Origin of the sequence: Pseudomonas sp. MWU16-30317, assembly GCF_020515695.1 — a bacterium.
In the GTDB taxonomy this organism is placed as follows: domain Bacteria; phylum Pseudomonadota; class Gammaproteobacteria; order Pseudomonadales; family Pseudomonadaceae; genus Aquipseudomonas.
Genome location: NZ_JAIWJA010000004.1, coordinates 495,437 through 520,094, shown reverse-complemented (window position 1 = coordinate 520,094; position 24,658 = coordinate 495,437). Strand labels below are relative to the sequence as shown.

General features: G+C 60.6%; 22 protein-coding genes. 14 read left to right on the top strand and 8 right to left on the bottom strand.

From position 1 onward, the window contains the following. Positions 1–13 precede the first annotated feature (13 nt). Both LIX93_RS15165 and LIX93_RS15160 read left to right on the top strand, forming a co-directional pair. Positions 14–652: an isochorismatase family cysteine hydrolase gene (locus LIX93_RS15165; RefSeq protein ID WP_226504874.1), complete on the top strand. Its 639-nt coding sequence runs from the start codon at positions 14–16 to the stop codon at positions 650–652. Between the two features lie 12 nt (positions 653–664). Beyond that, positions 665–820, top strand: coding sequence for a hypothetical protein (locus LIX93_RS15160; protein WP_226504873.1), 156 nt, complete (start codon positions 665–667; stop codon positions 818–820). Between the two features lie 6 nt (positions 821–826). Here the strand turns inward: LIX93_RS15160 and LIX93_RS15155 are convergent, their stop codons facing one another. After that, positions 827–1,723, bottom strand: a complete 897-nt coding sequence (locus tag LIX93_RS15155) for a LysR family transcriptional regulator (protein WP_226504872.1) — start codon at positions 1,721–1,723, stop codon at positions 827–829. 132 nt (positions 1,724–1,855) lie between these two features. On the opposite strand from LIX93_RS15155, the gene LIX93_RS15150 reads away from it, so the two are divergent. From LIX93_RS15150 to LIX93_RS15140, 3 genes are all read left to right on the top strand, one after another. Further along, positions 1,856–2,284 carry a cupin domain-containing protein gene (locus LIX93_RS15150; protein ID WP_226504871.1) on the top strand — a complete coding sequence of 143 codons (429 nt, stop codon included), beginning with the start codon at positions 1,856–1,858 and terminating at the stop codon, positions 2,282–2,284. 367 nt (positions 2,285–2,651) lie between these two features. Further along, a complete protein-coding gene (locus LIX93_RS15145; protein WP_226504870.1) occupies positions 2,652–3,245 on the top strand; it encodes a histidine phosphatase family protein in 594 nt (197 codons plus the stop codon). A gap of 143 nt (positions 3,246–3,388) precedes the next feature. Continuing rightward, entirely contained in the window at positions 3,389–5,935 is a 2,547-nt protein-coding gene (locus LIX93_RS15140; RefSeq protein ID WP_226504869.1) for an HWE histidine kinase domain-containing protein, read from the top strand. 68 nt (positions 5,936–6,003) lie between these two features. Here LIX93_RS15140 and LIX93_RS15135 read toward each other — a convergent pair whose 3' ends face one another. Both LIX93_RS15135 and LIX93_RS15130 read right to left on the bottom strand, forming a co-directional pair. Beyond that, positions 6,004–7,611 (bottom strand): sensor domain-containing diguanylate cyclase, encoded by a 1,608-nt coding sequence (locus LIX93_RS15135; RefSeq protein WP_226504868.1) that lies wholly within the window; start codon positions 7,609–7,611, stop codon positions 6,004–6,006. Positions 7,612–7,749: 138 nt separating this feature from the next. Continuing rightward, a complete protein-coding gene (locus LIX93_RS15130) occupies positions 7,750–8,334 on the bottom strand; it encodes a phosphatase PAP2 family protein (RefSeq protein WP_226504867.1) in 585 nt (194 codons plus the stop codon). Between the two features lie 368 nt (positions 8,335–8,702). Here LIX93_RS15130 and LIX93_RS15125 point away from each other — a divergent pair, with 368 nt between their 5' ends. Genes LIX93_RS15125 through LIX93_RS15110 form a run of 4 tightly spaced genes read left to right on the top strand, consistent with a single transcriptional unit; the run spans position 8,703 to position 13,600 of the window. Continuing rightward, a complete protein-coding gene (locus LIX93_RS15125; RefSeq protein WP_226504866.1) occupies positions 8,703–9,155 on the top strand; it encodes a (2Fe-2S)-binding protein in 453 nt (150 codons plus the stop codon). A gap of 9 nt (positions 9,156–9,164) precedes the next feature. Beyond that, the gene (locus LIX93_RS15120) at positions 9,165–11,369 is read left to right on the top strand and encodes a molybdopterin cofactor-binding domain-containing protein (RefSeq protein ID WP_226504865.1); all 2,205 of its coding nucleotides are present in this window, start codon (positions 9,165–9,167) and stop codon (positions 11,367–11,369) included. Next, on the top strand, positions 11,366–12,586 hold the full coding sequence (locus LIX93_RS15115; protein WP_226504864.1) for a c-type cytochrome: 1,221 nt from the start codon (positions 11,366–11,368) through the stop codon (positions 12,584–12,586). Before LIX93_RS15120 ends, LIX93_RS15115 begins: the two co-directional genes overlap by 4 nt. A 45-nt stretch (positions 12,587–12,631) precedes the next feature. After that, positions 12,632–13,600, top strand: coding sequence for an XdhC family protein (locus tag LIX93_RS15110; RefSeq protein WP_226504863.1), 969 nt, complete (start codon positions 12,632–12,634; stop codon positions 13,598–13,600). Positions 13,601–13,776: 176 nt separating this feature from the next. Here the strand turns inward: LIX93_RS15110 and LIX93_RS15105 are convergent, their stop codons facing one another. The 5 genes from LIX93_RS15105 to rimI all read right to left on the bottom strand — a co-directional run bounded on the left by LIX93_RS15105 (position 13,777) and on the right by rimI (position 18,001). Next, positions 13,777–14,196: a hypothetical protein gene (locus LIX93_RS15105; protein ID WP_226504862.1), complete on the bottom strand. Its 420-nt coding sequence runs from the start codon at positions 14,194–14,196 to the stop codon at positions 13,777–13,779. Between the two features lie 60 nt (positions 14,197–14,256). Beyond that, positions 14,257–15,054: a Crp/Fnr family transcriptional regulator gene (locus LIX93_RS15100; protein WP_226504861.1), complete on the bottom strand. Its 798-nt coding sequence runs from the start codon at positions 15,052–15,054 to the stop codon at positions 14,257–14,259. Between the two features lie 63 nt (positions 15,055–15,117). After that, the gene (locus LIX93_RS15095) at positions 15,118–15,747 is read right to left on the bottom strand and encodes a hypothetical protein (protein ID WP_226504860.1); all 630 of its coding nucleotides are present in this window, start codon (positions 15,745–15,747) and stop codon (positions 15,118–15,120) included. Between the two features lie 34 nt (positions 15,748–15,781). Further along, positions 15,782–16,657, bottom strand: coding sequence for a hypothetical protein (locus LIX93_RS15090; RefSeq protein ID WP_226504859.1), 876 nt, complete (start codon positions 16,655–16,657; stop codon positions 15,782–15,784). Positions 16,658–16,903: 246 nt separating this feature from the next. Next, positions 16,904–18,001, bottom strand: coding sequence for a ribosomal protein S18-alanine N-acetyltransferase (gene rimI, locus LIX93_RS15085; RefSeq protein WP_226504858.1), 1,098 nt, complete (start codon positions 17,999–18,001; stop codon positions 16,904–16,906). Positions 18,002–18,095: 94 nt separating this feature from the next. Here rimI and LIX93_RS15080 point away from each other — a divergent pair, with 94 nt between their 5' ends. From LIX93_RS15080 to kdpB, 5 genes are all read left to right on the top strand, one after another. Continuing rightward, entirely contained in the window at positions 18,096–19,682 is a 1,587-nt protein-coding gene (locus LIX93_RS15080) for a RimK family protein (protein WP_226504857.1), read from the top strand. Between the two features lie 27 nt (positions 19,683–19,709). After that, complete coding sequence (locus LIX93_RS15075; protein ID WP_226504856.1) at positions 19,710–20,642, top strand: magnesium transporter CorA family protein; 933 nt, start codon at positions 19,710–19,712, stop codon at positions 20,640–20,642. 154 nt (positions 20,643–20,796) lie between these two features. Then, entirely contained in the window at positions 20,797–20,886 is a 90-nt protein-coding gene (gene kdpF, locus LIX93_RS15070; RefSeq protein ID WP_226504855.1) for a K(+)-transporting ATPase subunit F, read from the top strand. A 3-nt stretch (positions 20,887–20,889) separates the two neighbouring features. Then, a complete protein-coding gene (kdpA, locus tag LIX93_RS15065) occupies positions 20,890–22,584 on the top strand; it encodes a potassium-transporting ATPase subunit KdpA (protein ID WP_226504854.1) in 1,695 nt (564 codons plus the stop codon). 13 nt (positions 22,585–22,597) lie between these two features. Continuing rightward, positions 22,598–24,646, top strand: a complete 2,049-nt coding sequence (gene kdpB, locus LIX93_RS15060) for a potassium-transporting ATPase subunit KdpB (RefSeq protein ID WP_226504853.1) — start codon at positions 22,598–22,600, stop codon at positions 24,644–24,646. Positions 24,647–24,658 lie beyond the last annotated feature (12 nt).

Below are 24,658 nucleotides of genomic sequence, written 5' to 3'. Positions count from 1 at the left end.
AAGGAACCGCCCCGTGAGCAAACCGCTGGTCAAATGGAAGGTAAACCCTCGGCGCACCGCGGTTATCGTCGTCGATATGCAGAAGGTTTTCTGCGAGCCCGCAGGCGCCTTGTACGTGAAAAACACGGCGCGCATCATCGCGCCGATTCAGGCACTGTTGGCCGCTGCACGGGAGCAAGGGCTGACGGTCATCTATCTGCGCCACATCGTGCGCGGCGATGGTGCCGATACCGGGCGCATGCGCGATCTGTATCCCAATGTCGACGAGATCCTCGCGCGCGGCGATCCGGATGTGGAAGTGATCGACGCCCTCAAGCCGGCCCCCGCGGACATCATTGTCGACAAGCTCTTCTACAGCGGCTTTCACAATACCGACCTGGACACCATCCTGCGCGCGCGCGACATCGACACCCTGGTGGTATGCGGCACTGTCACCAACGTCTGTTGCGAAACCACCATTCGCGACGGCGTGCACCGCGAATACAAGATGATCGCCTTGAGCGATGCCAACGCCGCCATGGATTATCCCGACCTGGGTTTCGGCGCGATCAGTGCGGACGAAATTCAGCGCCTCTCGTTGACCACCATCGCTTATGAGTTCGGCGAGGTGACGACTACGGCGGATATCATTGAGCGTTTGCGTGGTTGCTGAGCTTGGGCATGGATGTCGGCACCTTGGCTGAACTGCCGTCTGGGGCTGGAACAGGCATTGCCGACCGCCATGGTCATGGTCTTGCTGGCAGCGCCGTGCCTGCAGGGGGGCGGTGCTGGCAGGGCGCAAACGGTACGTGGACTAATAAGTTTCGTAGCCATCGTCTGAAGCGCGTCAATAGCCTGTGCCACGCAACGCCGCGATCACCAGCCGCACGGCCATCGACGAATGCCGGCGCGTCGCGTAGTAGGCATGAGTCCCGGTGAACGTCGGAAACCAGTCTTCCAGTACCCAGCTCAGTCGCCCTGCCTGTACATGGGCTTCAACAAGGGATTGGGGCAGGTAGGCCAGGCCGAAACCTTGCAACGCCGCATCGAGCATCTGATAGGAATTGTTGAACACCAGTTGGCCGCGGACCTTCACTTCGATGCTTTGCCTGCCCTTGCTCAGTTCCCAGGCCATCAGGGCGTCTTTGGTCGGTAGCCTCAAGTTGATGCAGTTGTGCGCCGTCAGATCATGGGGCGATTGCGGTGCCGGGCGTTCACGCAGGTAAGCCGGTGATCCGACGATCGCCATGGTTTCGTCCGGCGCGATGCGCACCGCGATCATGTCCTTTTCTACCTGATCGCCCAGACGAATCCCGATATCGAACCGCTCCGCGACGATGTTCGACAAGCCGTAGTCATTGATCAGTTCGATACGCAACTCGGGGTGCTCGCGCAGCAAGCCTTGCAGCCTGGGCCATACATATTGGTTCGCGGAATAGTCGGTGGCGGTAATGCGCACGGTGCCGATCGGTCTTTCGCGCAACTCGGCCACGGCCAGCAACTCGGCTTCGATTTCTTCAAGCTTGGGCGCAACCGAGTCGAGCAGGCGCTGGCCCGCTTCGGTGGTGGAAACGCTGCGGGTGGTGCGGGTAAGCAGGAGCATGCCGAGTTGGGTTTCGAGTGCCGTGACTGTCCTGCTCAGCGATGACTGGGAAACGCCCAGCTGTGCGGCGGCCTTGGTGAAGCTGCGCGCACGGGCGACCGTCAGCAAGGCAACGAGGTGGTTGAGATCAGGGATGGGCATTGATGCACCTGTGGATTAGTCTGTGCCGATTTTGCCATCTAGTGCCACAGTCTCCAAGGGACTAAATTGCCTGCAGCGGTATTTGATTGGTCCGGTTCACGTGACCAAACCCTACGCAATAGAGAGCATCCAATGAGCAATCCAGGCCAGACCATCATCCGCAGCGGTACCAAACCCTCGATCAAGGGCCCGGAAAACTGGTTTACCGGTTCCGTACGTATCGACAACGCCTTCCAGCTGGAAGCGCCGGGCCAGGCGACCGGCGCCATTGTGACCTTCGAGCCCGGCGCGCGGACTTTCTGGCATGCACACCCTCAGGGCCAAGTGCTGGTTATCCTGACCGGAGTGGGTTGGACGCAATGCGAAGGCGGCCCGCGCACCGAAATCCGCGCGGGCGACCTGGTGACCTGCGCTTGTGGCAAGCGCCATTGGCATGGCGCGGCGGCGACCACGGCGATGTCGCACTTAGCCGTGACCGAGACCATCGACGGCAAGAACACCGATTGGATGGAGCCAGTGACGGACGAGCAGTACCAGGCAGGAACGCTCGTTACCGAGTGATGCCTTGGGCACTGGACAAGGGTTTTGGTCATCATTATTGATGAGTGTTCGGTAGCGACCACGATGCCGGCAATCACGAGACTTTTCCCGAGCTCCTCACCGAGGACTTGAAGTCGTGTCTGTCTCAACAAATATTTGACACGGCTTTCACCGACGCCCCATCCCGTTATTTCTATCTTCCGGGCCCATGAACTACTCCTCCAGGTAGTTTGTGCGTGCTCGGCATTCCACATGGTGCTGAACACTCCACTACATAAAGTTTATCGAACACTCGGGGCCACGCCGCATGAGAGTTGTCAGTCGTCCGCCATTACGCCCCCTAAAAACCCTGCGCCCACGCGCGGGGTATATAAAAACATTCGGGCTGTTGCTACTGATACTGTTTATCGGCGCGCTGGTAGCCGGTTTTGCCGCATTGCCGTTGTCCCCACTGGCGCTGAATGATCCCGCCCAGCGCGAGGCAAGTACGTTCAAGGCGCAGTGGCAGGCCGGCAACATCGTGGTCCTGATCAGGCATGCAGAACGCTGTGATCGCTCCAGCAATACCTGCCTGGGGCCAGCCGACGGTATTACCGTGCCAGGGCGCGAGGAGGCCGGTCGCGTGGGCGCGGCCTTGGCTACGCTGGGCATGAGCAACAGCGATGTCCTTACCAGCCCGCTGACCCGCACGGCCCAGACGGCGCAGGCAATGTTCAACGGCCCCGGCACCGAGCAGGCCTGGTTACACGAGTGTGGCAGCCAAATGGCTGCGGATATCGGCGCCCGCAAGGTCGCCGGCCGCAATCTGGTGCTGGTGACGCACAGCGGTTGCATCAGCGACCTCGAAGCGCAAATGGGCTTCCCCCATGCCAGCGTCTCCGAATACACCAGCACCTTGGCGGCAACCCTCGGGGGCGATGGAAAGTTGAAACTATTGGGTGTGATCAATGCGCAAGATTGGGAGAAATTGACTGTACGGTAGTGATCGAAAATAAAGTAAAGGCGCTGTTCAGTGGGGCGCGGAGTAGGAACCCGCGGCGCGAGTGGATAGAATGTGGCCTTTGCAGGTCCTAATATCCTCGGCGGTCATTCAGGCAGCCGGTCTTTTGTCAGTCGGCAGGGCCAATGACTTCTGAAACGCACGTCAATCTGACCAACTGTGATCGCGAGCCGATCCAGATCCCCGGCAGTATCCAGTCACACGGTTGCCTGCTCGCTTGCGACGCCTCGGCGAGTATCGTCCTGCGCCATTCGGCCAATGCAGCGGACATGCTGGGCCTGCCGAGTGACGTGAATGGTCGGCGCCTGGACGAGTTGCTCGGCGAGGAGGTCGCTCATACCCTGCGCAATTCACTGGCACGCACCAAGGAGGCGTCCCGGCCGGCATTGACGTTCGCGGTAATGCTCGCGTCGGGGCAGGCGTTCGACGTCGCCGCCCATCTGTTCAAAGGCACCGTCGTCATCGAATTCGAGCCGTGCGGCGCCAGCGTCGCCGAGCCGATCGAGCTCGCCCGCACCGTGATCGCCCAGGTTCGCGAGATCGACCATACCGACAAGCTGTTTCGCGATGCGGCGCGTTTCGCCCGGGCCATGCTCGGCTACGACCGGGTGATGATCTACCAGCTTGGGCCGGACGGCGCCGGCAAGGTGATTGCCGAGTCCAAGCGCGGCGATCTCGAAAGCTTTCTGGGGCAGTATTTCCCAGGCTCCGATATCCCCCAGCAGGCGCGTGCGCTGTATCTGCGCAACCCTATTCGGGTCATCTCGGACATCTCGCTCGGCACCACGCCAATCGTGCCCGTACTGGACTTGTCAGGCGAACCACTGGACCTGTCCTACGCTCACCTGCGCAGCGTTTCGCCGGTGCACTGCGAGTACCTGAGCAATATGGGCGTGGGCGCCTCGATGTCGATCTCGATCATCGTCAACGGCGTGCTGTGGGGGCTGATCGCCTGCCACCATTACGGACCACGGGCGCTGACCATGGGTCAGAGGGTTGCCGCCGAGATGTTCGGCGAATTTATCTCGCTGCACATCGAGACCCTGCGCGCCCGGCAAGCGCTGGAGTACGCCGCCCACGCTCGGCAGGTGCTCGACGCCTTGCTGCGCGACGCCAGCCATGCCATGGATATCGAAGAATTCTTGCGTTCGCGGCTGGCGGACTTCAAAGCGCTGATCCCATGCGATGGCATCGGCATGGCGCTGGATGGCCGCTGGAGCGCGGAACAATTGACGCCGCCCAAGGGGGCGATGCCGGATTTGCTGCGCTTCGCCGAGGGCGTAGCAGAGGGCCGGACCTGGGCGTCCAATCGCCTGTCGATGGTCCATGTCCCTGCCGCCGACTACGCCGTCGACGTCTCGGGCATGTTGGTCATTCCGATGTCGCAGCACCCCAGGGATTACCTGCTGCTGTTCCGCAAGGAGGTGGTCGAGACCCTCGACTGGGCCGGCGATCCGCACAAGACCTACGATAGCGGCCCGCTGGGCGAACGCCTGACCCCGCGCAAGAGCTTTGCGATCTGGAAGGAGACGGTGCACCAGCAGTCATTGCCCTGGACCGAGCAGGACCGCCAGTTCGGCGAAGCTATCCGCGCCGCGATCGTCGAGGTGGCGCTGCACAACAGCGAACTGCTGGCCAGCGAACGCGCGAAGGCAGACGTGCGCCAGCGCATGCTCAACGAAGAGCTCAACCATCGGGTCAAGAATATCCTCGCGCTCATCGGTGCGCTGGTGGCCCATCCCACCGCCGAAGGGCAAACGCTCAACGGCTACGTGGCCACCCTGAAGGGGCGCATCCAGGCGCTGTCGCTGGCCCACGATCAAGTCGTGCGGGGCGACGGCGGCGGCGGGCTGTTGGCGTTGCTGGACGCCGAACTGCTGCCTTATCGCGCGCCGTCCAGCACCATAGAGCTGACCGGGCCGAACGTGGTGCTCGATGCCCGTGCCTATTCGGTCATGGCGTTGGTGCTGCACGAATTGGCAACCAACGCCGCGAAGTACGGCGCGTTGTCGCGGGCCGGCGGCAAGCTCTCGATCAAGTGGACGATCGACGCTGGCGGCGCCTGTGACATCGCCTGGCTTGAGAGCGGCGGCCCGACGGTTCGCCCACCGAGCCGAAGCGGCTTCGGCTCGGTGCTGATCGATCGCAGCATCCCCTTCGACCTTGGCGGGACCAGCACGGTCGAGTACCTGCCGGACGGCATGCAGGGGTTCTTCAGGATTCCGGCTCGGCACCTCACGGTGGCTGAACCGCTGGAGGCCGTGAGCTCGGCAGTGGAGATCGCTCAACTGGGCGAGGATTTCAGCGATCTGGCCGATGCCTGCGTGATGATCCTCGAGGACCAGTTGGTCATCGCGGTCGGGCTCGAGCAGATTCTGGCCGGTGCGGGCGTCGACGATGTGCTTACCACCAGCTCCGAGGCCGAGACCACCAGGGTGCTCGCTCAGCGCAGGCCCGATGTCGCGGTGCTGGATGTCAATCTGGGCACGGGGACCTCGATTGCCGTGGCCGAAGAACTGGCACGGCGCAACATCCCGTTCCTGTTCGCCACCGGCTACGGCGACAGCATCAGCATCCCCAGTCACTTGAAGCACGCTCCGGTGGTGCGCAAACCCTACGACGCGGCTTCGATCCTCTCGCACCTGCAACAGTTGATCCGACCTGCGTCCTGACGTTGCCGAACGTGGCGCCGCAGGCTGGGCCGGCGCGCTGCAAGCGTGCCGGGCACAGCCTCGCCGGATCAGCCCCGGTTGCGCGGGCGCACGAACACTTCCAGCGTGCTGTTGCCTATCGCTGAATGCCAGCGGTTTCGTCCGCTGTTCTTTGCCAGGTACATGAAGGCATCGGCGGCCTTGATAAGGCCACCCGCGGTGACATCGTCGGAGGTCGGCAAACAGGTACCAATGCCTGCACTGACTGTGACGAAACCGAGCGGGTGGTCGCGGTGTTCGATGTTCAATTCGCGGATCGCGTCGAGGATTTCTTCGGCCAGCCGGTTGGCGCCCTCGCTGCTGGTATTAGGCAGCAGCACGCAGAATTCCTCGCCGCCGTAGCGCACCGCCAGGTCAGCGGGCCTTTTGAGTGTTCGCCCAATGGCGCCGGCGATGCTGCGCAAGCAATCGTCACCCGCCGCATGCCCGTACATGTCGTTGAAGCGCTTGAAGTAATCGACGTCGAGCATGATCAGCGCGACGGCCGCGCCTTCGCGTCTGGCGCGGCTGATTTCCTGGCTCAAGACCATGTCCAGTTTGCGCCGGTTGCCCAGGCCGGTCAGGCTGTCCGTCAGGGCCATTTCCCGCATCGCCAGGTGGGCGCGGCGCAGGTCGTCTTCCGCGCTGATGCGCTTGCGCAGCTGTTTGATCAGAATCAGCCCAAACACCAGCAGTCCGGCGATCAACACCAGTGAATACATGCTGGTCTTGATCACATCCTGGCGCCACGGCCCGATGATGGAGTCGCGCGACAGGCCCGCTTCGGCCACCAGCGGATAACTGGACAGGGCCCTGTAGCCGTAAAGCCGCTCGGTACCATCGACAATGGCCTTGGTTTCCACCGTCCCGGTGTCGGAGGTCGGCAGGTAGCGCTTGAAGACGTCGCCCTCGGCCAGGCTTTTCTCGGTGACGCCATTGACGAACGGGCGCCTGACCAATATTCGGCCGCTGCGCAAGGCAAGCACCAGCGTGCCTTTGTCATCGATCTTGAAGTCGCCGTAGTAGTCGACGAAATAACGGACCTTGAGGGTGCCCAGCAGTACCCCTGCAAACGAGCCGTCGGGATTGTCCAGGCGCCGCGAGACAGGGATGATCAGCTCGCCCGTGGAGCGGCTGGTGATGACCTCGCCGATGCGCACGCGTCTATCGGTGTGAGTACGGTGATAGATGAAATAGTCTCGGTCGGCGTTGTTGACGCCGGGGGGGGTGGCCGTTTTGTCGGTCACTATCCATTGGCCATTCGGGCCGTACACGAACAGGCCGTCGAGCTGAGGCATGATCCTGGCTTGCTGAACCAGCAGCCCGTGGATACGCACGACATCCAGATTCGCCAGGCCGTCACCCTCGATACGCTCACCCAGTGCATCGGTAAGGGCATCGACCTGGCGGATGGCGTCCTCAGCATGCTGGGCGGTGGCCCGTACCAGGTTGGTCACCGAATCGTTGGCCGAGGCGAAGGCCTGTTGGTAGTCCCGCCAGGCGCGCCAGCCTTCAATGCCGACGAACATGCAGATGACCAGCGCGATAAACCACACGGTCGGCCGAATGATCGCCGTGGAGCTGCCCGCAGGCGCATCGGCGTCTTGGGGGTCCGGGGGGAGCCTTTCAGGTGGCTCGGCAGGGTTGCGTCCTGGCATGCAGATTCTCCTCGGCAGCGATTTGCTGCCATACCACCTGAGAGTCTAATTCGCCGCCATCGTTGCAGCCAAGTGCTGGCGAGGCTGCATTGCACAGCCTTGCGCTCTTGGGAACGGGCTCTGCCCGCGAACAGTCGTTCACTTTCGTTGCCTGCCCAGGGGCATGTTCAAAAGGGCTCGATGCGCCTGTTCGAGTCTGTCGACCAGGCGTGTGCCCAGATTCCTCCAGGCCAGTAAGATGACCATGGCCCAGGTGCTGGCGATCGCGACCAGCAACCCACCGATGATATCGAACGGAAAGTGCACGCCCAGATACACCCGCGACCAGCCCACAGCTACGCCCAGTGCCGCGACCACCGCCCCCAGCCGACGCGGGCCGGCAGCACACAATGCCAGGCCGAAGGCAAAGAAGATCGTCGCGTGGTCGCTGGGGAACGAGGTTTCAGCCTTGTGGGATATCCAGCTATGCCCCAGCGGGACCATGAATGGCCGCGGATGCATGAACGACAGCCCGATGAGCAGATTGCCCAGCAAGGCCAGCAGTACGCACAGCACTGCGGTCACAGCGGCTGTGCGCGCACCCCGCAACCAAAGCAAGACCAGTAGCAGGGGTAACAGGATGATTGCCTGCTGCGCCAGCACTTTCGCCAGGCAGAGGACGGCGAAGGAGGGGTGATCCCCGGCATTGAACATTAGATACAGTGAGCGATTGAGTGCTTCCATCTTGTCCCCGATGACTACGACGCTGGCCCTCTAACGTGGGGCCGTGTGGCGAGTGTGCTGGGGACCAAGTCAAAACCAGGTCAAAGCGGGGCTTGGCGTGCACAGATATTCAGCCGGCGACGATGAAGCTTTATTTAACTGCCGGCGTCTGTTTCCTGCCGCGCTCGTTGCCGCCGCGCACAGCCGTGCGCGGCAAATTGCCCCGATCTTGCATTGGCGGGTTGTATATCGTCTGCAAGCGTTACACTATTCTCAAGTATTACAAAATATTCCAAGGCCAGCCCGCATGTACGGGCCGGCCGTTGTTCGTGCTGGCGGCGCTGTTCCCGGCCACCCACGAGCCCCCGTGATTTATGCTTGAGGCTGACATGCAGACACTATCGATCAACGGCCAGGACCAGGTCGTGGATGTCCCCGAGGACATGCCGCTGCTCTGGGTACTGCGCGACGTGCTGGGTTTGACCGGTACCAAATATGGCTGCGGTATCGCGCAGTGCGGTGTCTGCACGGTGCACCTGGATGGCAAGGCGGTGCGCTCGTGCGTGCTGCCGGTCAGCAATGCGGTCGGGCACCAGATCACCACCATCGAAGCCATCGACCAGACGCCGGTCGGCCAGGCTGTGCAGAGCGCCTGGCTGGCGCACGAAGTGGTGCAATGTGGCTACTGCCAGTCGGGCCAGATCATGGCTGCGGTGGCTTTGCTGCAGACTCATCCCGACGCGGACGATCAGCAGATCGTCAACGGCATGTCCGGCAACATGTGCCGATGCGCCACCTATACGCGCATCCGCGCGGCGATCAAAAGCGTCAGCAAAGCCTGAGGATTACCCATGTCGACAGTCAACAAGACGCCTGACGGTGTGTCCCGTCGTGGCGTGCTCAAAGGTGGCACGGGCGCTTTCGCCGGCCTGCTGATCTCTGCCTGGTTGCCGCCGCTGGTGCCCCGCAGTGCGGCCGCCGATGCGGTGGCCGCCGGCCGTGGTGCGGCGGATGCCGGGGGCGGTTTTGGCGCCTTTGTGCGGGTCGGCCACGATGGCCACGTCACCGTGATTTCACCCAAGATCGAGATGGGCCAAGGCGTGCAGACGGGCATCGCGATGATGGTCGCCGAAGAGCTGGAAGTCGGTATGGATCAGGTCAGCATCGAGGAAGCACCGCCCAGCGCGCTGTATATCGATTCGCTGCTGCAGTTCCAGGCCACGGGTGGTTCGTCCTCGACCCGCTTTACCTGGGAGCCCCTGCGCAAGGCCGGTGCCAGCGCGCGGACAGTGCTGATCCAGGCCGCCGCGATTCGCTGGAACGTCGCGCCCAGCCAGTGCCATGCCGAACGTGGCGTGGTCTTCGGCCCTGCCGGGCAGACCGCCGACTATGGTTCGCTGGTCGACGCGGCCGCCGCGCTGCCGCTGCCAACCGAAGTAGTACTCAAGCGCATCGAAGATTTCAAACTGCTCGGCAAGCCGACACCGCGCCTCGATACCCCGGACAAGGTCAACGGCAAGGCGCGCTTTACCATCGATCTGCAGATCCCCGGCATGCTGGTTGCCTCGTCGCTGACCTGCCCGGTCTACGGCGGCACCTTGCGTAGCGTCGACGAAGGCGCGGCGCGGCAAGTGCCGGGCGTGCGCGATGTGATCAAACTGGCCAATGCCGTGGCGGTCACGGCCAGCAACTTCTGGGCCTGCCAGCAGGGCCTCAAGGCCCTGCGCATCGAGTGGGACCTGGGCGAACACGCCACCGGTGACTCGCTGCAATTGGACAAAGCACTGCTGGCGGCCAGCTCCGGCGACGGCGTGGTGGCCAAGCACGAAGGCGACATCGTAGCGGCGCTGGGCAACGCCAAGAGCCAATTCGAAGCGGTCTACGAGCAGCCGTTCCTGTCCCATTCGCCGCTCGAACCGATGACCTGCGTCGCCCATGTGCGCAGCGATGCCTGCGAGCTGTGGGTCGGCACCCAGGCGCCGATGTTCGCCCAGGCCGGAGCCGCCAAGATCAGCGGCCTCAAGGCCGAGCAGGTGATCATTCACAACCAGCTCATCGGTGGCGCTTTCGGGCGGCGGCTGGAGTCGGACTTCATCTTCCAGGCCGTCGATATCGCCCGTCAGGTGGACTACCCGATCAAGCTGATCTGGAGCCGTGAAGAGGACATGACCCACGACCGCTACCGGCCGCACTACGTCGACCGCCTCAATGCCGCGCTCGACGACACTCTGCGACCGGTCGGCTGGGATCATCGGATCGCCGGTGCCTCGGTGATCGCGCAATTCATCGGCAAACTGCCGGACAACGGCATCGATGCCGATGCGGTAGAAACGTCCATCGAGCCGATTTACGCCCTCAAGCACTTGCAAGTGCGCTACGTACGCGAAGAGCCCAAGGTCATTCCGGTTTCCTGGTGGCGCGGCGTTGGCCCGTTGCGGGCGACCTATGCGCTGGAAAGCTTTATCGACGAACTGGCGCACAACGCCAGTGCCGATCCCGTCGCTTACCGTATGGATTTGCTGCAGGCCCAGCCGCGCGCCCAGGCCGTGCTCAAACTGGCGGCCGAGAAAGTCGGCTGGGACCAACCGTTGCCCGCCGGTACCGGCCGTGGCGTCTCGGTGGCCAACGTGTTCGGCAGTTACATCGCTACCGTGGTCGAGCTGCAAATGCACGGCGAGCGTGGCCTGCGCATCAATCGACTGGTATCGGTGATCGACTGCGGTTTCGTCACCAACCCGACCTCGGTGCACTCGCAGATCGAAGGCGGCACCTTGTTCGGCCTGTCGGCGGCGCTGTTCAACGAAGTGCTCATCGAAAAAGGCCAGGTCATGCAAAACAACTTCCATCAATACCGGCAGATCCGCATGAGTGATGCGCCGCCAGTGGAGGTGCATGTGATCAACAGCCTCGAAACCCCCGGTGGCGTTGGCGAAACCGGCGCGGTGCCGATCGCGGCCGCGCTGGTCAACGCCCTGCACGCCGCCTCGCACGCGCGGGTGCGACGCTTGCCCTTGAGCCGTTCCGGCTACTTCACCGTACAAGGAGCGATGGCATGAAGGCCTACCAGATCGCCTTGGCACTGTTCGGCGCCAGCCTGTGGCACGCCGCCCAGGCCGACGACAGCACCCCCATGAGCAACGGCGAGTACCTGACCCGCGCCGCCGATTGCGTCGCCTGCCACACCACGGCAGGCGGCAAGCCCTTCGCCGGTGGCCTGGCGTTCAAGCTGCCGTTCGGCACGCTGTACTCGCCCAACATCACCGCCGACCCGGACACCGGTATCGGCAAGTGGAGCGACGATGATTTCGTCAACGCCGTGCAGCGGGGCGTGGGCAAGGACGGCAAGCACTACTACCCGGCCTTCCCGTACACCTCCTACAGCAAGATGCCGCGTGACGAGATTCTGGCCATCAAGGGCTACTTGTTCAGCCTGACGCCGGTCAAACAGGCGTCGAAGGAAAACGATATTTCGTTCCCCTTCAATCAGCGCTGGGGCATGTGGTTCTGGAACACCGTGTTCCTCGACAACAAACCCTTCGTCGCCGACCCACAGCAGTCCGCCCAGTGGAACCGTGGTGCCTACCTGGTCGAAGGGCCGGGGCACTGTGGCGAGTGCCACTCGCCGCGCAACTTCGCCCAAGCGGTCAAACCGAGCGAGTCGCTGGCCGGTACCCTGCTGGGCAACTGGCGCGCCTACAACATCAGCTCCGATGCCCAGTACGGCATCGGCGCCTGGCCGCAGGAAACCCTGGTCAAGTACTTCGCCACCGGCCAGGCACCTGGCTTCGGCATGGCGGGTGGGCCGATGAGCGACGTGATCGAGCACAGCCTGCGCTACCTCACCCCTGAAGATCAGCTGGCGATGGCGGTGTACCTCAAAAGTACCCCGGCGCGCGCCACCGGTGTGCCCCGGCCCAGCGCTGAAGTGCGCGAGCCGGTGCCCGTGGCGGGGGATGGCCTGGGCTTGAAGGTGTTCAACGATGCTTGTGCGGCATGTCACCGGGCAGACGGGCAAGGGAACAATAGCCCGATCGCGACACTCTCAGGACTCAAGACCGTCAACGACCCCGAGGGTACCAACCTGATAGGGGTGCTGCTGGGCGGTCACAATGATGCGGTGCGCAGTGATCAACGCATGCCGGATTTCGCCAAGGGCTACAGCAACGAAGAGCTGGCTGCGGTCAGTACCTACTTGCTCAGCCGCTTCGGCCAGTCGGGTGCGCGTATCACACCGCAAGACGTTGCCAAAAGCCGAGCGCTGGGGCTGCACTGAGTGCGGTCAGGCTTGGGCCTGATGTTGACTTGAGGGTTTGGGGTAATGAAACAGCTTGATCTTCAAGTGATTCAGCAGGCCAGAGCATGGATTGCCGAGGGGCGGCCGATCTGGCTCTGCACCGTCATCACCACATTCGGCTCGGCGCCGCGCGGGCCGGGTGCGATGTTGGTGTGCCTGGGCAGCGGCGAGCATTGCGGCTCGTTGTCGGGCGGCTGTGTCGAAGATGATTTTCTCGAGCGCGTGGGTGAGGGGTTCTTCCCGCCCGTCAGCCAGGTGGTGCGCTACGGGGAGGGCGGCCTGGCACCCACGCGGGCATTGCCGTGCGGTGGCGTGCTGGATGTGCTCGTCGAGCATCTGGCGCCGAGCGCCGAATCAGAAGCCCATCTGCACGCCATCGAAAGTGCGTTTGCCGGCTCGTCATTGATCGTCCGTCGGGTGTTGCTGGGTACCGACCAGCGCAGCATCACGCCTGGGAGCATGGCGGCGGCCAAGGTCGAAGTGGATACCGAGCAGGTTGCGATACGCATTGGCGCGGTACAGCGGCTATTGCTCGCCGGGCTGTCGCCGGTCGCGCAATTCTGTGCCAGCTTCGCGCTGTCGCTGGGTTACGAAGTGATCGTCTGCGACCCCCGCAAGGAGGTCACCAGCGCGTTCTCGTTGCCGGGCATCGAGGTGCTGGAGGTGTTGCCGGCGGTGTACATCGCCAACGGTGGCTGCCACGCATCCACCGCGGTCGTGGCCCTGACCCACGATCCACGCCTCGACGACCTCACGCTGCTCGAGGCGGTGCGCACGCCGGCGTTCTATATCGGCGCCATGGGCTCGCAACGCACCAGCAGCAAGCGCTTCGAACGCCTGGCGCGTATTGGCGGGCTCGATGAGGCAACCTTGCAACGTATTCATGCGCCAATCGGCTTGCGGCTGGGCAGCAAGACGCCGGCGGAGATCGCCATGGCGGTAATGGCGGATATTTTGCGGGTGTCGAATGGCATACCGCGTGATGCGTTGTGACCTCGCGTTCTCCGCGTGGCAAGCATTGAGCAGAGCCCCGCGACCGGTAGCTTAACCAGGCACTCTGCGTGCACCTGCGTAGACGTCGGCAAGACCGCCGGCTGGAGCGACTTGTCGAATGCACCGCCAGCGCATTCGACAACGACGCTTTTAGCTCCAGAAGGCGACCTGAACCGTCACTGACTCCAGACCCCCTTGATTTGTTTGACTGTCAGCCCGCGGATCGAACAATGATTCGGGTTTTTCGGCAGGGGTGTGCGTGCGATATGCCCTTTGAGGTTGATCACCGTCGTTGAAAGAGTGGTCATGTAATGGCCCCACGTACAAGATTTATCAGTGCCTACCAAGCTCGCAGCTGTATCGCCGGTTTTTTTCCCGCAGAGTGCAGAAACATCTTCAAGTTGATCATTGGCGTTAGTCGGTTCGTGCTCGTAGTTACCCGCTTCATTGGCTGACGCGCCATAGGAATCGCCCCGCACAACCGTAATACCCAAGGGTACCTGGTCATCGGCATGGACTGCCAGACTGCCCACCAGGGCAGTGGCTCCAAGCATTGCAACTGCACAGCGGTACAGGGGATGTAGACGTGTGTTCATGATTGAGCTCCATTTGCATCACTGATACCCGACAGGCCCACCCTATCGGGAGTTTCCAACTCACGGGGCGCTGATCTGCTGCCTATTGGTGTATGAGGTACTGCGTATAAGGGGGGCGATACGCTCTGGAGCCAAAACCTGTTGCTCGAGCAAACCCACTTGGCGAATCAGCACCAGCCCTGCCTGTATTTCAATCGCGCCAATCTGGCGGAAATACTGCAAGTGCTCATTAACCCGCGGCCGACTGGCCCCTACCATGGAGGCAAGCGTTCCCTGGTTGTACCGGGTCAAACGGCCGGCCGGGTTCTTTTCTTCATTGTTATGCATGCGTGTCAGCAGACGTGCCAGCCGTGGGCGCAGGTTGAACAAGGCCAAATCCTGGAGGGTTTCCAAGGTGCCCTGCAGACGTTCGTTCAGCAGGAGGTTGAAGCCAGTGCTCAGCACGAGCGGGTCCAGTATCTGGAGGATGTGGCGCGCTATTCTCAGCGCGCTAAGGGGCTCATGAGCCATCACGTCCATTGGCTGGGGCTCAAGTTCGCGCAGGCAGTCACCCAGCAACGTATTACGGCCAACCATACCGATGATGAACTCTTGGCCATTGAGTGCGCTGACCGACATTTGCGCGACCCCATTGGTTATCAACAGCACGTGGGTACTGGGTTCTCCACGCCGCATTAAGAACTGGCCACTGTTGTAATGAACGGTATTGGTATGGCTTGCCAGCAGGGTGATTTCTTCATCACAGAGTTGGGCGAAGACAGGGCAGGCACGCAGGGCATGACCGCGCGCGGATGAATAGTCGTTGTGAGGCGTCTTGCAGGTGATTGAAGTCGACAGACACTCAGTAGGCTCATCCATGTGATTTATATCCAAGTGAATGTTCCACAGGACACCACCTGCTGTTGCAGGTGGCGGGTAAAATCAACAGATAATTTGCACGAAGTTGCTGGTCCCGGTGAGGTCAAGGTATTGACCCTGGGCGCGCATGTCCTTGCCGAATGATTGTGCTGTGGCTGTGCTGTTACTGAGCCACTGGTAGGTCACAAGGTCTACGTTGAATGTCAGCGTGACGTTGGCCGTCGGTAAATTGTTGTCCGTGGGAGGTGCGGCCGTACGCGTCAGTGTCGCTTCCAAACCGGCTATCGCTGGGGGTTGTGACTGGGTCGAGTTGGCCAGCAACAACACAAGTCTCAACGAATCGTCGGTCCGCAGCAGGGGCGATATTTGCTTCGCCAATGTTTGGCTCAAGGGGGCCGAGAGATTTGCTGGCAGACTGCTTTGAAAACTGCTTAGCAAGAGCTGGGTAATAGCCGGTAAATCGTTTTTTTCAGCCACGGCGGTGAATATGTTGATGACCCCAGCAGCGACCAGCAATTCGGGAAGTTGCTGTAGTGCAACCAAGGCGTCGGCATTTTGGTTCTTGTCCATATAATTGGCTACTACACTCAGGAAATCCCTCGCTGGCGAAGGCGTTTCATCCGCTTGCGCGGATGAAACGAGCTCCACATAGAGAGTGATCGCCTGTGCAGGGACGCTAGAATGTGTCTGCATGACATTCTCCTGAGAGGCGAAACAGGGACTGACTCTATTTAGACGCCACCGGGGTGCCGAAGAAATTCTTGGCCTTGGACACGTCGTCCACCGTCGTTTTGTTGATCACGTTGTCCCAGTTGTTACGCGCTTTTCTACTGGCATCGGCACCCAAGGTTGCCCAATTAAGTAACAGCTGACCTTTCTGGTATTTGAAATCAAAGTTGTAACTCTCTGCCGATCCGCAGCTGCTATAAACTTTACTGTTCGACTCGTTAAAACTGATGAAGTAGTACTCGGCCGTGCTGACCAGTTGCCAGTTCCCGGCGCTATCCTGAACAGGCTGGTAGCCCAGCGAGATGTTATAGGTGTCCATACTGGTTTGCTTGCTCTGGACGCCAGCCCCGATTTGCTTGCCGATGGTGCCGAGAAAATCCGAGAAGGCTGAGACGATGCCCGCGCCCGACGCCCAGCCCACCATTGTGTTAATAAAACTGGTGGCAACCTCTATACCCTTCATGCTTTGGCTGAATTGGTATTGGGTAATCGCGGTCGGAGTATAAAACTCGGAAGGAAGATTACTGAGCGGGTCTTGCCAATTGGCAGGGTCGGCCCAGGACACTGGCACCCGCTGGTATTTATCAGTCATCCAGGCGGTGACTAGCCCAATGCCTGATTGCAAATAAAATTGGTGTTGTTTGAGCAAATCGGCAAACGCTGCTCGCTGAGCATCGGTCACGCTATCGGGTAACGTGCCGTTGAACTGCATCACCGAACCCGTGGTACTTCCGTTTGGTTGGAACATTTGCGGTACGTTCGCGGTGCCTGATGGCGTTGGATCCGAATCGAGCATCAGCAGGCCACTTGGGCTGGGCCGAAAGAAATGTTTGGCGCTATCGAGTTGCTGATCCACAGAAAGAATTTGGCTCATGCTGATCTCCTTGATATTGGCTGTTGCCGTCCCTGGATGGGGGGCGTTGCCACTATGCTAGTCGTTTCCCACGCGCGGCTGTTCCTTGCGGAACATACCATTCGCCAAATACCAGCAGGCTAGCCGAGACAGCCAGAGGAGATTGGGTAAACTGGATTCGTAGTGCGCGGCCAAGCCACGTTGATGATCGCGCCGACGCGTTCATTGCCATGGCAACTGGGGTCGTAGGCAGCAGCTTATCCGTTGCTACTCGTTAGTGAACAAGGTCACCGAAGCTCGCAGTTTGCTGCCGCCGAACAGGCTCATTCGTTGAAACTCTTCGTGGCTCACCGGCAAGTACTGGCAGTCCAAGGCTTCACGATGGCGGCTGTGATCGATGTCGGGGTCGTGGAGGTAGATGAAGTCCTCATCGCAACCGGTCACCAACACCCAGTGTGGCGCCTTGGTGCGCGTCAGCCGGTAATTGCTGATCAACACCAGAGGCTGACCGCCATCAGCCAAAAGGCGGTGTATGTCGAGTTGGCTGCTGCGCACCTGTTGCACGGCGCTCTCTTGCAATTGGCTGCAAAATTCCTGGTGGACCAGACGCATGACTTCTTTTTTTTCCTCGCTGCGCACGCCGCTGAGGAACAAAGGACCGTCGATGCTGACTTGCAAGCGCACTTTGAAACCCCGCCGCCAGGCCGCTAACGCCAGACCCTGGGGGCTGCAACCGCCGTGGCCCGATGTCATGAATACCGTCGTGGCTTCGCGCCAAAGTTGGACTTCTTCACGTCGAGCCAGCGGGCGACCCCGTGCCAATGCGGCCATGGCCATCAGCAAGCATGCCGGGCCACAGGTGAACTCGGTGGTCTGTTGGTAATAGGGCACCTCCCGGACTTTGCCCTCCGGCCGCTGGATGATGCGTTTCTCGAATCGGAGGGCTTCGCTATGGTCCTCGTAGTAGTCGCTGACCACTGCAAACGGGCGATACCCGGTCTTCTCGTAAAGCCTGATAGCGACGGCATTATCGGCGCGAACCTCGAGTCGCACATAGGCGCAGTCATGCGCTCGGGCGTTATTTTCCGCCTGCTCGAGCAGACGTATGCCTAGCCCCTGGCCGCGGCCGAGCGGGGATATCGCAATAGAATAAAGCCTGGCCAGTGAGGTCCCGCGGTGGAACAGCAGCAGGGCATAGCCCATCAAGTGTCCTTGCGCCTCGGCAACGATCAGGCTGGCGTTGGCGCGGCTCAACATCCACTGAAAACTGCGTGGTGTCATGCGGTCAAGTGTAAAACACTGTTCTTCCAGCGCGAGCAGTGCTGGAAGGTCCTGGGACGTAGCGGTACGGAATATAAAGTTCATGTTGGGCGCCGTAAAACTTTCGTAAAGAAACGAGACTTTTTCAAAGGTTCGTGATTAATAGTAATGCACGTGTTCCTCATCAGGTCAAAGAGAAATGACATCGGCACAAGTTGGTTGGCGCGAAGTATCGAGTAAAACTGAAAGTTCGGCAAGTGCGGCAAAAGTGGCGATCGAAACTGAGCGCAAAGGGCAGAGTCAGCTGATCATTATCGTTGAGCGCAGGGAGGATTGGGCTAAGTATTTTCCCAGTGAAGACTTGGTGACCGCCAAGGAATATCTCGAGCAGCCCTGTAATAAACAGCCTGGCAAACGCGTGCAGGTCATTAACTTGTGCAGAAGCTTCAAATACCTGGGTCATGGTTACTACTGCTCGCTGCTGGCCGAGGCGCGTGGTCATAAAGTTATTCCTTCGGTAAAAAGCATCAGCGAACTGGCCCGTAAGTCGTTATATGGTCTGGCGCTTGACGATCTGGAAAAAAACATCGAGAAAGTGCTAGGTGAACACGCCTATCGGGGCACCGAGGGTTTTACACTCAGCCTTTATTTCGGCCGCACCGACATGGAGCCATTGCAGGATATTGCACGTCAGCTGTTCGAAGCGTTTCCATGCCCGATAATGCTGGTCGAATTTCGAAAATCCACTACTTGGCAGATTGCTGGCATCAAGCCTGGCGCCCTGCACAAGCTTCGGGAAGACCAGGCCGGCCAGTTCGCTACCGCGCTGGATGGCTTCAGCCGACGACTGTGGCGTCAGCCTCGCTCCAAACGCCTGGCTCGCTATGACCTGGCGATTTTGCATAACCCCAACGAAGCCTTGGCGCCGTCCAACGCCAAAGCATTGGAAAACTTCATCCGTGTTGGCCAAGGGATGGGGATTGATATCGAGTTGATCGAGCGTAAAGATTATTCACGCTTGGCGGAATATGACGCTTTGCTGATTCGCGAAACTACCAGCGTCGATGATCATACGTATCGATTTGCCAAAAAGGCAGAAAGTGAAGGGCTGGTCGTCATGGATGACCCGACCTCGATCTTGCGATGTACCAACAAGGTGTACCTCACCGACTTGATGCGCAGCCACCAGTTAGCGATGCCGGCCAGTGAAATTCTTTACAAGGACAATCCTCGGGAAGTGCAGCAGGTGGGACAGCGATTGGGTTTTCCCCTGGTGTTGAAGATTCCCGACGGCTGTTTTTCTCGCGGAGTGATTAAAGTGCAGAACCAGGAGGCGCTGCTCAAGGCAACGGCGGAGTTGTTCGAGCACTCCGTGCTGCTGCTCGCTCAGGAGTATCTTTACACGGAGTATGACTGGCGAATCGGCGTATTGAACCGCAAGCCTATATTTGCTTGCCAATACTTTATGTCCAAGGGGCACTGGCAAATTTTCAATCACAAGGCAAAAGGCGCTGATGTCATCGGTGAATGCCGAACCTTGGCCATTGAAGATGTGCCCGCGACGGTCGTGGATCTTGCGGTTAAAACAGCCGGCTTGATCGGCGATGGGCTTTATGGGGTGGACCTCAAGCAGGCCGGCGACAATGTCGTGGTCATCGAGGTCAACGACAATCCCAATCTTGACGCCGGTATCGAGGACGCCCATTTGAAGGATGGTCTGTATACCGTGGTGCTGGAGGAGTTCGTTCGGCGCCTGGAGCTGAAGCGACGCGGTATGACTTGGTAGTGAACGTCAGCAAGGTCCGGGAAAATCATGATCAATAGTTATCGCCTCACCCAGCGAGGCTTGCAGCCTGTCGACGACATCAACAGTGAAGTGCTGCTGTTCATCGATCCTGATTCCGAGGAATGCGAGCAACTGAAAAAACGATTTCACATCGACGAACATGGCTTGGCTTCGGCGCTCGATCCCGATGAAGTCTCGCGGATCGAGTTCCACCCCGATAGCCTCTTTCTGATATGGAAACGTCCGCAAAATTACTCGGGCGGTGACAGCTTCTCGTTCGAGGTCTCTTCCTTTGGCCTGTTGCTAAGTGATGACCGCCTGGTACTGATTGCCCCGGACGATTCGCAGATGCACGGGCTGGGCGAGCGCCATCCTTTACTGACACCGCTGGACGTCTTGCTGGATATGCTGTTTGGCAACGTGCATCACTATCTGGGGCACCTCAAGGTGATAAAGATGGTCGCGCGGGAGCTGCAGCAGCGTTTCAACAGCTCGATGCAAAACCACCACCTGGTGCAGATGTTCAATCTCAGCGAAAGCCTGATCTACTACATCAACGCGATCCACAGCAATGGCACGGTCCTCTCAAGACTGCGCAACCACGCCGAGAAAAATCACTACGGCGCCCAGGTCATCGCACTGATCGACGACCTCATCATTGAAAACACCCAGTGCTACAAACAAGCCGAGATCTACTCGACGGTCTTCGCGGGCCTGATGGATGCTCGGGGTAATCTGGCGAATAACACCATGAATGACATGCTGCGCAAGCTCACCTTGATCACGGTGGTATTCCTGCCACTGAACCTGATCGCCAGCGTAGGGGGCATGTCCGAGTTCAGCATGATGACCGCCGCTATCCCGTGGTGGATTGCCTACCCGTTGCTGCTGCTGGCGATGCTTGCGATGGGCGCGGCAATGGTCTGGTTCTTGACCCGCATGGCGCGGTGCGCGCGGTAGTCAGCCCGTCGATAGCGCTGCGGCCACGTGCGTTTGCCGGCAAAAAATTACACATTCTTTATGCATTCGCAGCCACTGCCATCTAGAGACTTTACGGGCATCACCGGGAAAATCTCCATCACGCGGCCTACACCGTACCTTGGAGATTCTGGTAATGAACGTTCTGGATGGGATTTCACTCATGCTCGCCATAGGGCTGTTTGCCTACCTTCTCGTCGCGCTGCTGCTCGCGGACAAGGGGTAAGCCATGCACAGCTATGACTATGGTTTGATCATCGCGTTCTTGTTGTTGGTGCTGGTGCCCGCGCCGTTTCTGGGGCGTTTCTATTACAGGGTGATGGAGGGCCAGCGGACGTTCCTGACGCCGGTACTGTCGCCCATAGAGCGCGCTTGCTATCGGTTGTCCGGGGTCGACGCCAAGGCTGACCAAAGCTGGCAGCACTACACCTTGGCGCTGCTGACATTCAACCTGGCCGGCTTCGTGCTGCTGTGGTTGATGCTGATGTTTCAGGGCGCTCTGCCACTCAACGACCAGCACTTTCCCGGCATGGAATGGACGCTGGCATTCAACACCGCCATCAGTTTCATGACCAATACCAACTGGCAGTCGTACAGCGGTGAGGCTTCGCTGTCGTACCTGAGCCAGATGGTCGGCTTGACCGTGCAGAACTTCGTCAGCGCTGCCACCGGTATCGCCGTGCTGGTCGCGTTGTGCCGCGGTATTGGTCGTCGCTCGGCCAACTCGATCGGCAACTTCTGGGTCGACATGACCCGTGCCACCCTCTACGGCCTGCTGCCGCTGTGCCTGATCCTCGCGCTGTTTCTGGTATGGCAGGGCGTACCGCAGACCTTCGCTCACTATGTAGGTGGCCTGACCTTGCAGGGCGCCGACCAGGTCATTCCTCTCGGGCCGGCGGCCAGCCAGATCGCCATCAAGCAGCTGGGCACCAACGGTGGCGGCTTCTTCGGCGTCAACTCGGCGCATCCGTTCGAGAACCCCACGGCCCTGAGCAACCTGTTCGAACTGGTGTCGATCATTCTGATTCCGGCCGCGCTGGTGTTCACCTTTGGCCACTACGTCAAGGATCTGCGTCAGAGCCGGGCGATCATGGCCTGCATGTTGACGTTATTCCTGATCGGTGGCGCCGTTTCGCTGTACGCCGAGTATCAGCCCAACCCGACTCTCAATCTGCCGATGGTCGAGCAGACGGCGCCGCTCGAAGGCAAGGAAAGCCGCTTCGGCACGACCGCTAGCGTGCTGTGGTCAGTGACCACTACGGCGGCCTCCAACGGCTCGGTCAACGCCATGCACGACAGCCTCAATCCACTCAGCGGCATGGTGGCCATGGTCAACATGATGCTCGGCGAAGTGGTATTCGGCGGCGTCGGTGCGGGGCTCTATGGCATGTTGCTCAACGTGCTCATCGCGGTCTTCCTGGCCGGCTTGATGATCGGTCGCACCCCCGAATACCTGGGCAAGAAGCTGCAGGCCCGGGAAGTCAAATTGCTGGTGGCGACATTGCTGGTGATGCCGGTCGCGGTGCTGGTACTGGGCGCCATCGCCTCGGCGCTGCCCGGTCCTGCCGGGGCGGTCAGTAACCCTGGGCCGCATGGTTTCAGCCAATTGCTGTACGCCTACACCTCGGCAGGCGCCAACAATGGCTCGGCGTTCGGTGGCTTCAGTGCCAACACCCCGTTCCACAACCTGATGCTGTCGCTGGCGATGTTGATCGGGCGCTTTGGTTACATCCTGCCGGTACTGGCCTTGGCGGGCAGCCTGGCCATGAAGAAGACTGCGCCGGTCAACGGCAATACCTTTCCCACCCATGGCCCGCTGTTCGTGGCGCTGTTGACCGTGACCATCCTGCTGGTGGGCGGCTTGACGTTCTTGCCGACGCTGGCCCTGGGGCCGATCGCTGAACAACTGAGTATGGGTTTCTGAGGCCTGGACGATCATGACTATTCCTGTTGCTACACCCGCTGTTCAACAACCGGTCAAGACGACGATGTCGGCCCTGTGGCGTCCCGCCCTGGTGCAGGCATTCGTGAAGCTGAACCCCCGCGAACTCAAGCGCTCGCCCGTGATGCTCGTAGTCGAATTGACAGCGATCCTGACAACGGCGCTGTGCGCGATACCGGACCCGACAGTACCGACATTCATCGCGGTGCAAATCGCCGTCTGGCTGTGGTTCACCGTATTGTTCGCCAACTTTGCCGAGGCCCTCGCCGAAGGCCGCGGCAAGGCCCGTGCGGACAGCCTCAAGGCCGGCAGCCAAGGGCTTGAAGCACGCCGGCGCACGTCCGGTGATATCTACGAAACGGTGCCGGCCGGCAGTCTGCGCAAAGGTGACGTGGTGCGCGTTCAGGCCGGGCAGATGATCCCCGGCGATGGCGAAGTGATCCAAGGCATTGCCGCGGTCAACGAAGCAGCCATCACCGGCGAATCCGCACCGGTCATTCGTGAGTCCGGCGGTGATCGCTCTGCGGTCACCGGCAATACGCAGGTCGTATCGGACTGGTTGATCGTCAGAATCACCGCTGATCCGGGCGAGTCCACTCTGGACCGTATGATCGCTCTGGTGGAAGGCGCCAAACGGCAGAAGACCCCCAACGAGGTCGCGCTGGACATACTGCTGATTGGTCTGACGCTGATCTTCCTGCTGGTCGTCGTCACCCTGCAACCCTTTGCGCACTTCTCTGGCGGTAGCCTGCCGCTGGTGTTCCTGGTGGCCTTGCTGGTGACGCTGATCCCCACCACCATTGGCGGTTTGCTTTCGGCGATCGGTATCGCCGGCATGGATCGTCTGGTGCGCCTGAACGTGATCGCCAAGTCCGGCCGTGCGGTAGAGGCCGCCGGTGACGTGCACGTGCTGCTGCTCGACAAGACCGGCACCATCACCTTCGGTAACCGCCGTTGCAGCGCGCTGTATGCCGCCCCCGGTGTAACGGCACTGGAACTGGCCGAGGGCGCGCTGCTGGCATCGCTCGCCGATGAAACGGCAGAGGGCAAATCGATCGTCGAGTTCCTGCGCACGCTGCACAAGATCAACGAGCCGGCCACCTCGCAGCTGCTCCCGGTCGCCTTCAGTGCCGAAACCCGCTTGTCGGGCGTCGACTATGGTGCTCATGTCTACCGCAAAGGCGCCGTGGACTCGTTGCTCAAGTTCGTCGACATGCAGCGCCTGGACTTGCCCGCCGTATTGGCGCGCGAAATCGACAAGATCGCGCAAAGCGGCGGTACGCCACTGCTGGTGTGCCGTGACAAGCGCCTGCTGGGTGCCATCCACCTCAAGGACGTGGTCAAGCCCGGTATCCGTGAGCGTTTCGAAGAGCTGCGTCAGTTGGGTATTCGTACCGTGATGGTGACCGGCGACAACCCGTTGACCGCCGCAGCGATCGCCGCTGAAGCCGGCGTCGACGATGTGATCGCCGAAGCCACGCCGGAGAAGAAACTCGCCCGCATCCGCCTGGAGCAGGAAGACGGCCGCTTGGTGGCCATGTGCGGCGACGGTGCCAACGATGCACCGGCGCTGGCTCAGGCCGACGTCGGCATGGCCATGAACGACGGTACCCAGGCGGCACGTGAAGCGGCCAACATGGTCGACCTCGACAGCGACCCCACCAAGCTGCTCGACGTAGTACGTATCGGCAAGGAACTGCTGGTGACCCGCGGCGCGCTGACGACCTTTTCGATCGCCAACGACGTGGCCAAGTACTTCGCCATCCTGCCGGCGCTGTTCGCCGCGATCTATCCGCAGCTGGGCGTGCTCAACGTCATGGGCCTGACCAGCCCGCAGAGCGCGATTCTCTCGGCCATCGTGTTCAACGCCTTGATCATCGTGGTGTTGATTCCTCTGGCCTTGCGTGGCGTACGCGTCAAGGCCGCCAGCGCGGCCCACCTGTTGCGCCGCAACCTGCTGATCTACGGCGTCGGCGGCCTGATCGTGCCCTTTGTCGGCATCAAGGCCATCGACGTACTGCTGACCGCGTTGCACTTGGTATGAACCTGACTGGAG

Coding starts and splice junctions, on each gene's coding strand:
- LIX93_RS15125 (WP_226504866.1), top strand. CDS start 8,703: ATGCAGACACTATCGATCAACGGCCAGGACCAGGTCGTGGATGTCCCC.
- LIX93_RS15075 (WP_226504856.1), top strand. CDS start 19,710: ATGATCAATAGTTATCGCCTCACCCAGCGAGGCTTGCAGCCTGTCGAC.
- LIX93_RS15080 (WP_226504857.1), top strand. CDS start 18,096: ATGACATCGGCACAAGTTGGTTGGCGCGAAGTATCGAGTAAAACTGAA.
- LIX93_RS15160 (WP_226504873.1), top strand. CDS start 665: ATGTCGGCACCTTGGCTGAACTGCCGTCTGGGGCTGGAACAGGCATTG.
- LIX93_RS15135 (WP_226504868.1), bottom strand. CDS start 7,611: ATGCCAGGACGCAACCCTGCCGAGCCACCTGAAAGGCTCCCCCCGGAC.
- LIX93_RS15120 (WP_226504865.1), top strand. CDS start 9,165: ATGTCGACAGTCAACAAGACGCCTGACGGTGTGTCCCGTCGTGGCGTG.
- LIX93_RS15105 (WP_226504862.1), bottom strand. CDS start 14,196: ATGAACACACGTCTACATCCCCTGTACCGCTGTGCAGTTGCAATGCTT.
- LIX93_RS15115 (WP_226504864.1), top strand. CDS start 11,366: ATGAAGGCCTACCAGATCGCCTTGGCACTGTTCGGCGCCAGCCTGTGG.
- LIX93_RS15090 (WP_226504859.1), bottom strand. CDS start 16,657: ATGAGCCAAATTCTTTCTGTGGATCAGCAACTCGATAGCGCCAAACAT.
- LIX93_RS15130 (WP_226504867.1), bottom strand. CDS start 8,334: ATGGAAGCACTCAATCGCTCACTGTATCTAATGTTCAATGCCGGGGAT.
- LIX93_RS15110 (WP_226504863.1), top strand. CDS start 12,632: ATGAAACAGCTTGATCTTCAAGTGATTCAGCAGGCCAGAGCATGGATT.
- kdpA (WP_226504854.1), top strand. CDS start 20,890: ATGCACAGCTATGACTATGGTTTGATCATCGCGTTCTTGTTGTTGGTG.
- LIX93_RS15155 (WP_226504872.1), bottom strand. CDS start 1,723: ATGCCCATCCCTGATCTCAACCACCTCGTTGCCTTGCTGACGGTCGCC.
- LIX93_RS15150 (WP_226504871.1), top strand. CDS start 1,856: ATGAGCAATCCAGGCCAGACCATCATCCGCAGCGGTACCAAACCCTCG.
- LIX93_RS15140 (WP_226504869.1), top strand. CDS start 3,389: ATGACTTCTGAAACGCACGTCAATCTGACCAACTGTGATCGCGAGCCG.
- LIX93_RS15100 (WP_226504861.1), bottom strand. CDS start 15,054: ATGGATGAGCCTACTGAGTGTCTGTCGACTTCAATCACCTGCAAGACG.
- rimI (WP_226504858.1), bottom strand. CDS start 18,001: ATGAACTTTATATTCCGTACCGCTACGTCCCAGGACCTTCCAGCACTG.
- kdpB (WP_226504853.1), top strand. CDS start 22,598: ATGACTATTCCTGTTGCTACACCCGCTGTTCAACAACCGGTCAAGACG.
- LIX93_RS15095 (WP_226504860.1), bottom strand. CDS start 15,747: ATGCAGACACATTCTAGCGTCCCTGCACAGGCGATCACTCTCTATGTG.
- kdpF (WP_226504855.1), top strand. CDS start 20,797: ATGAACGTTCTGGATGGGATTTCACTCATGCTCGCCATAGGGCTGTTT.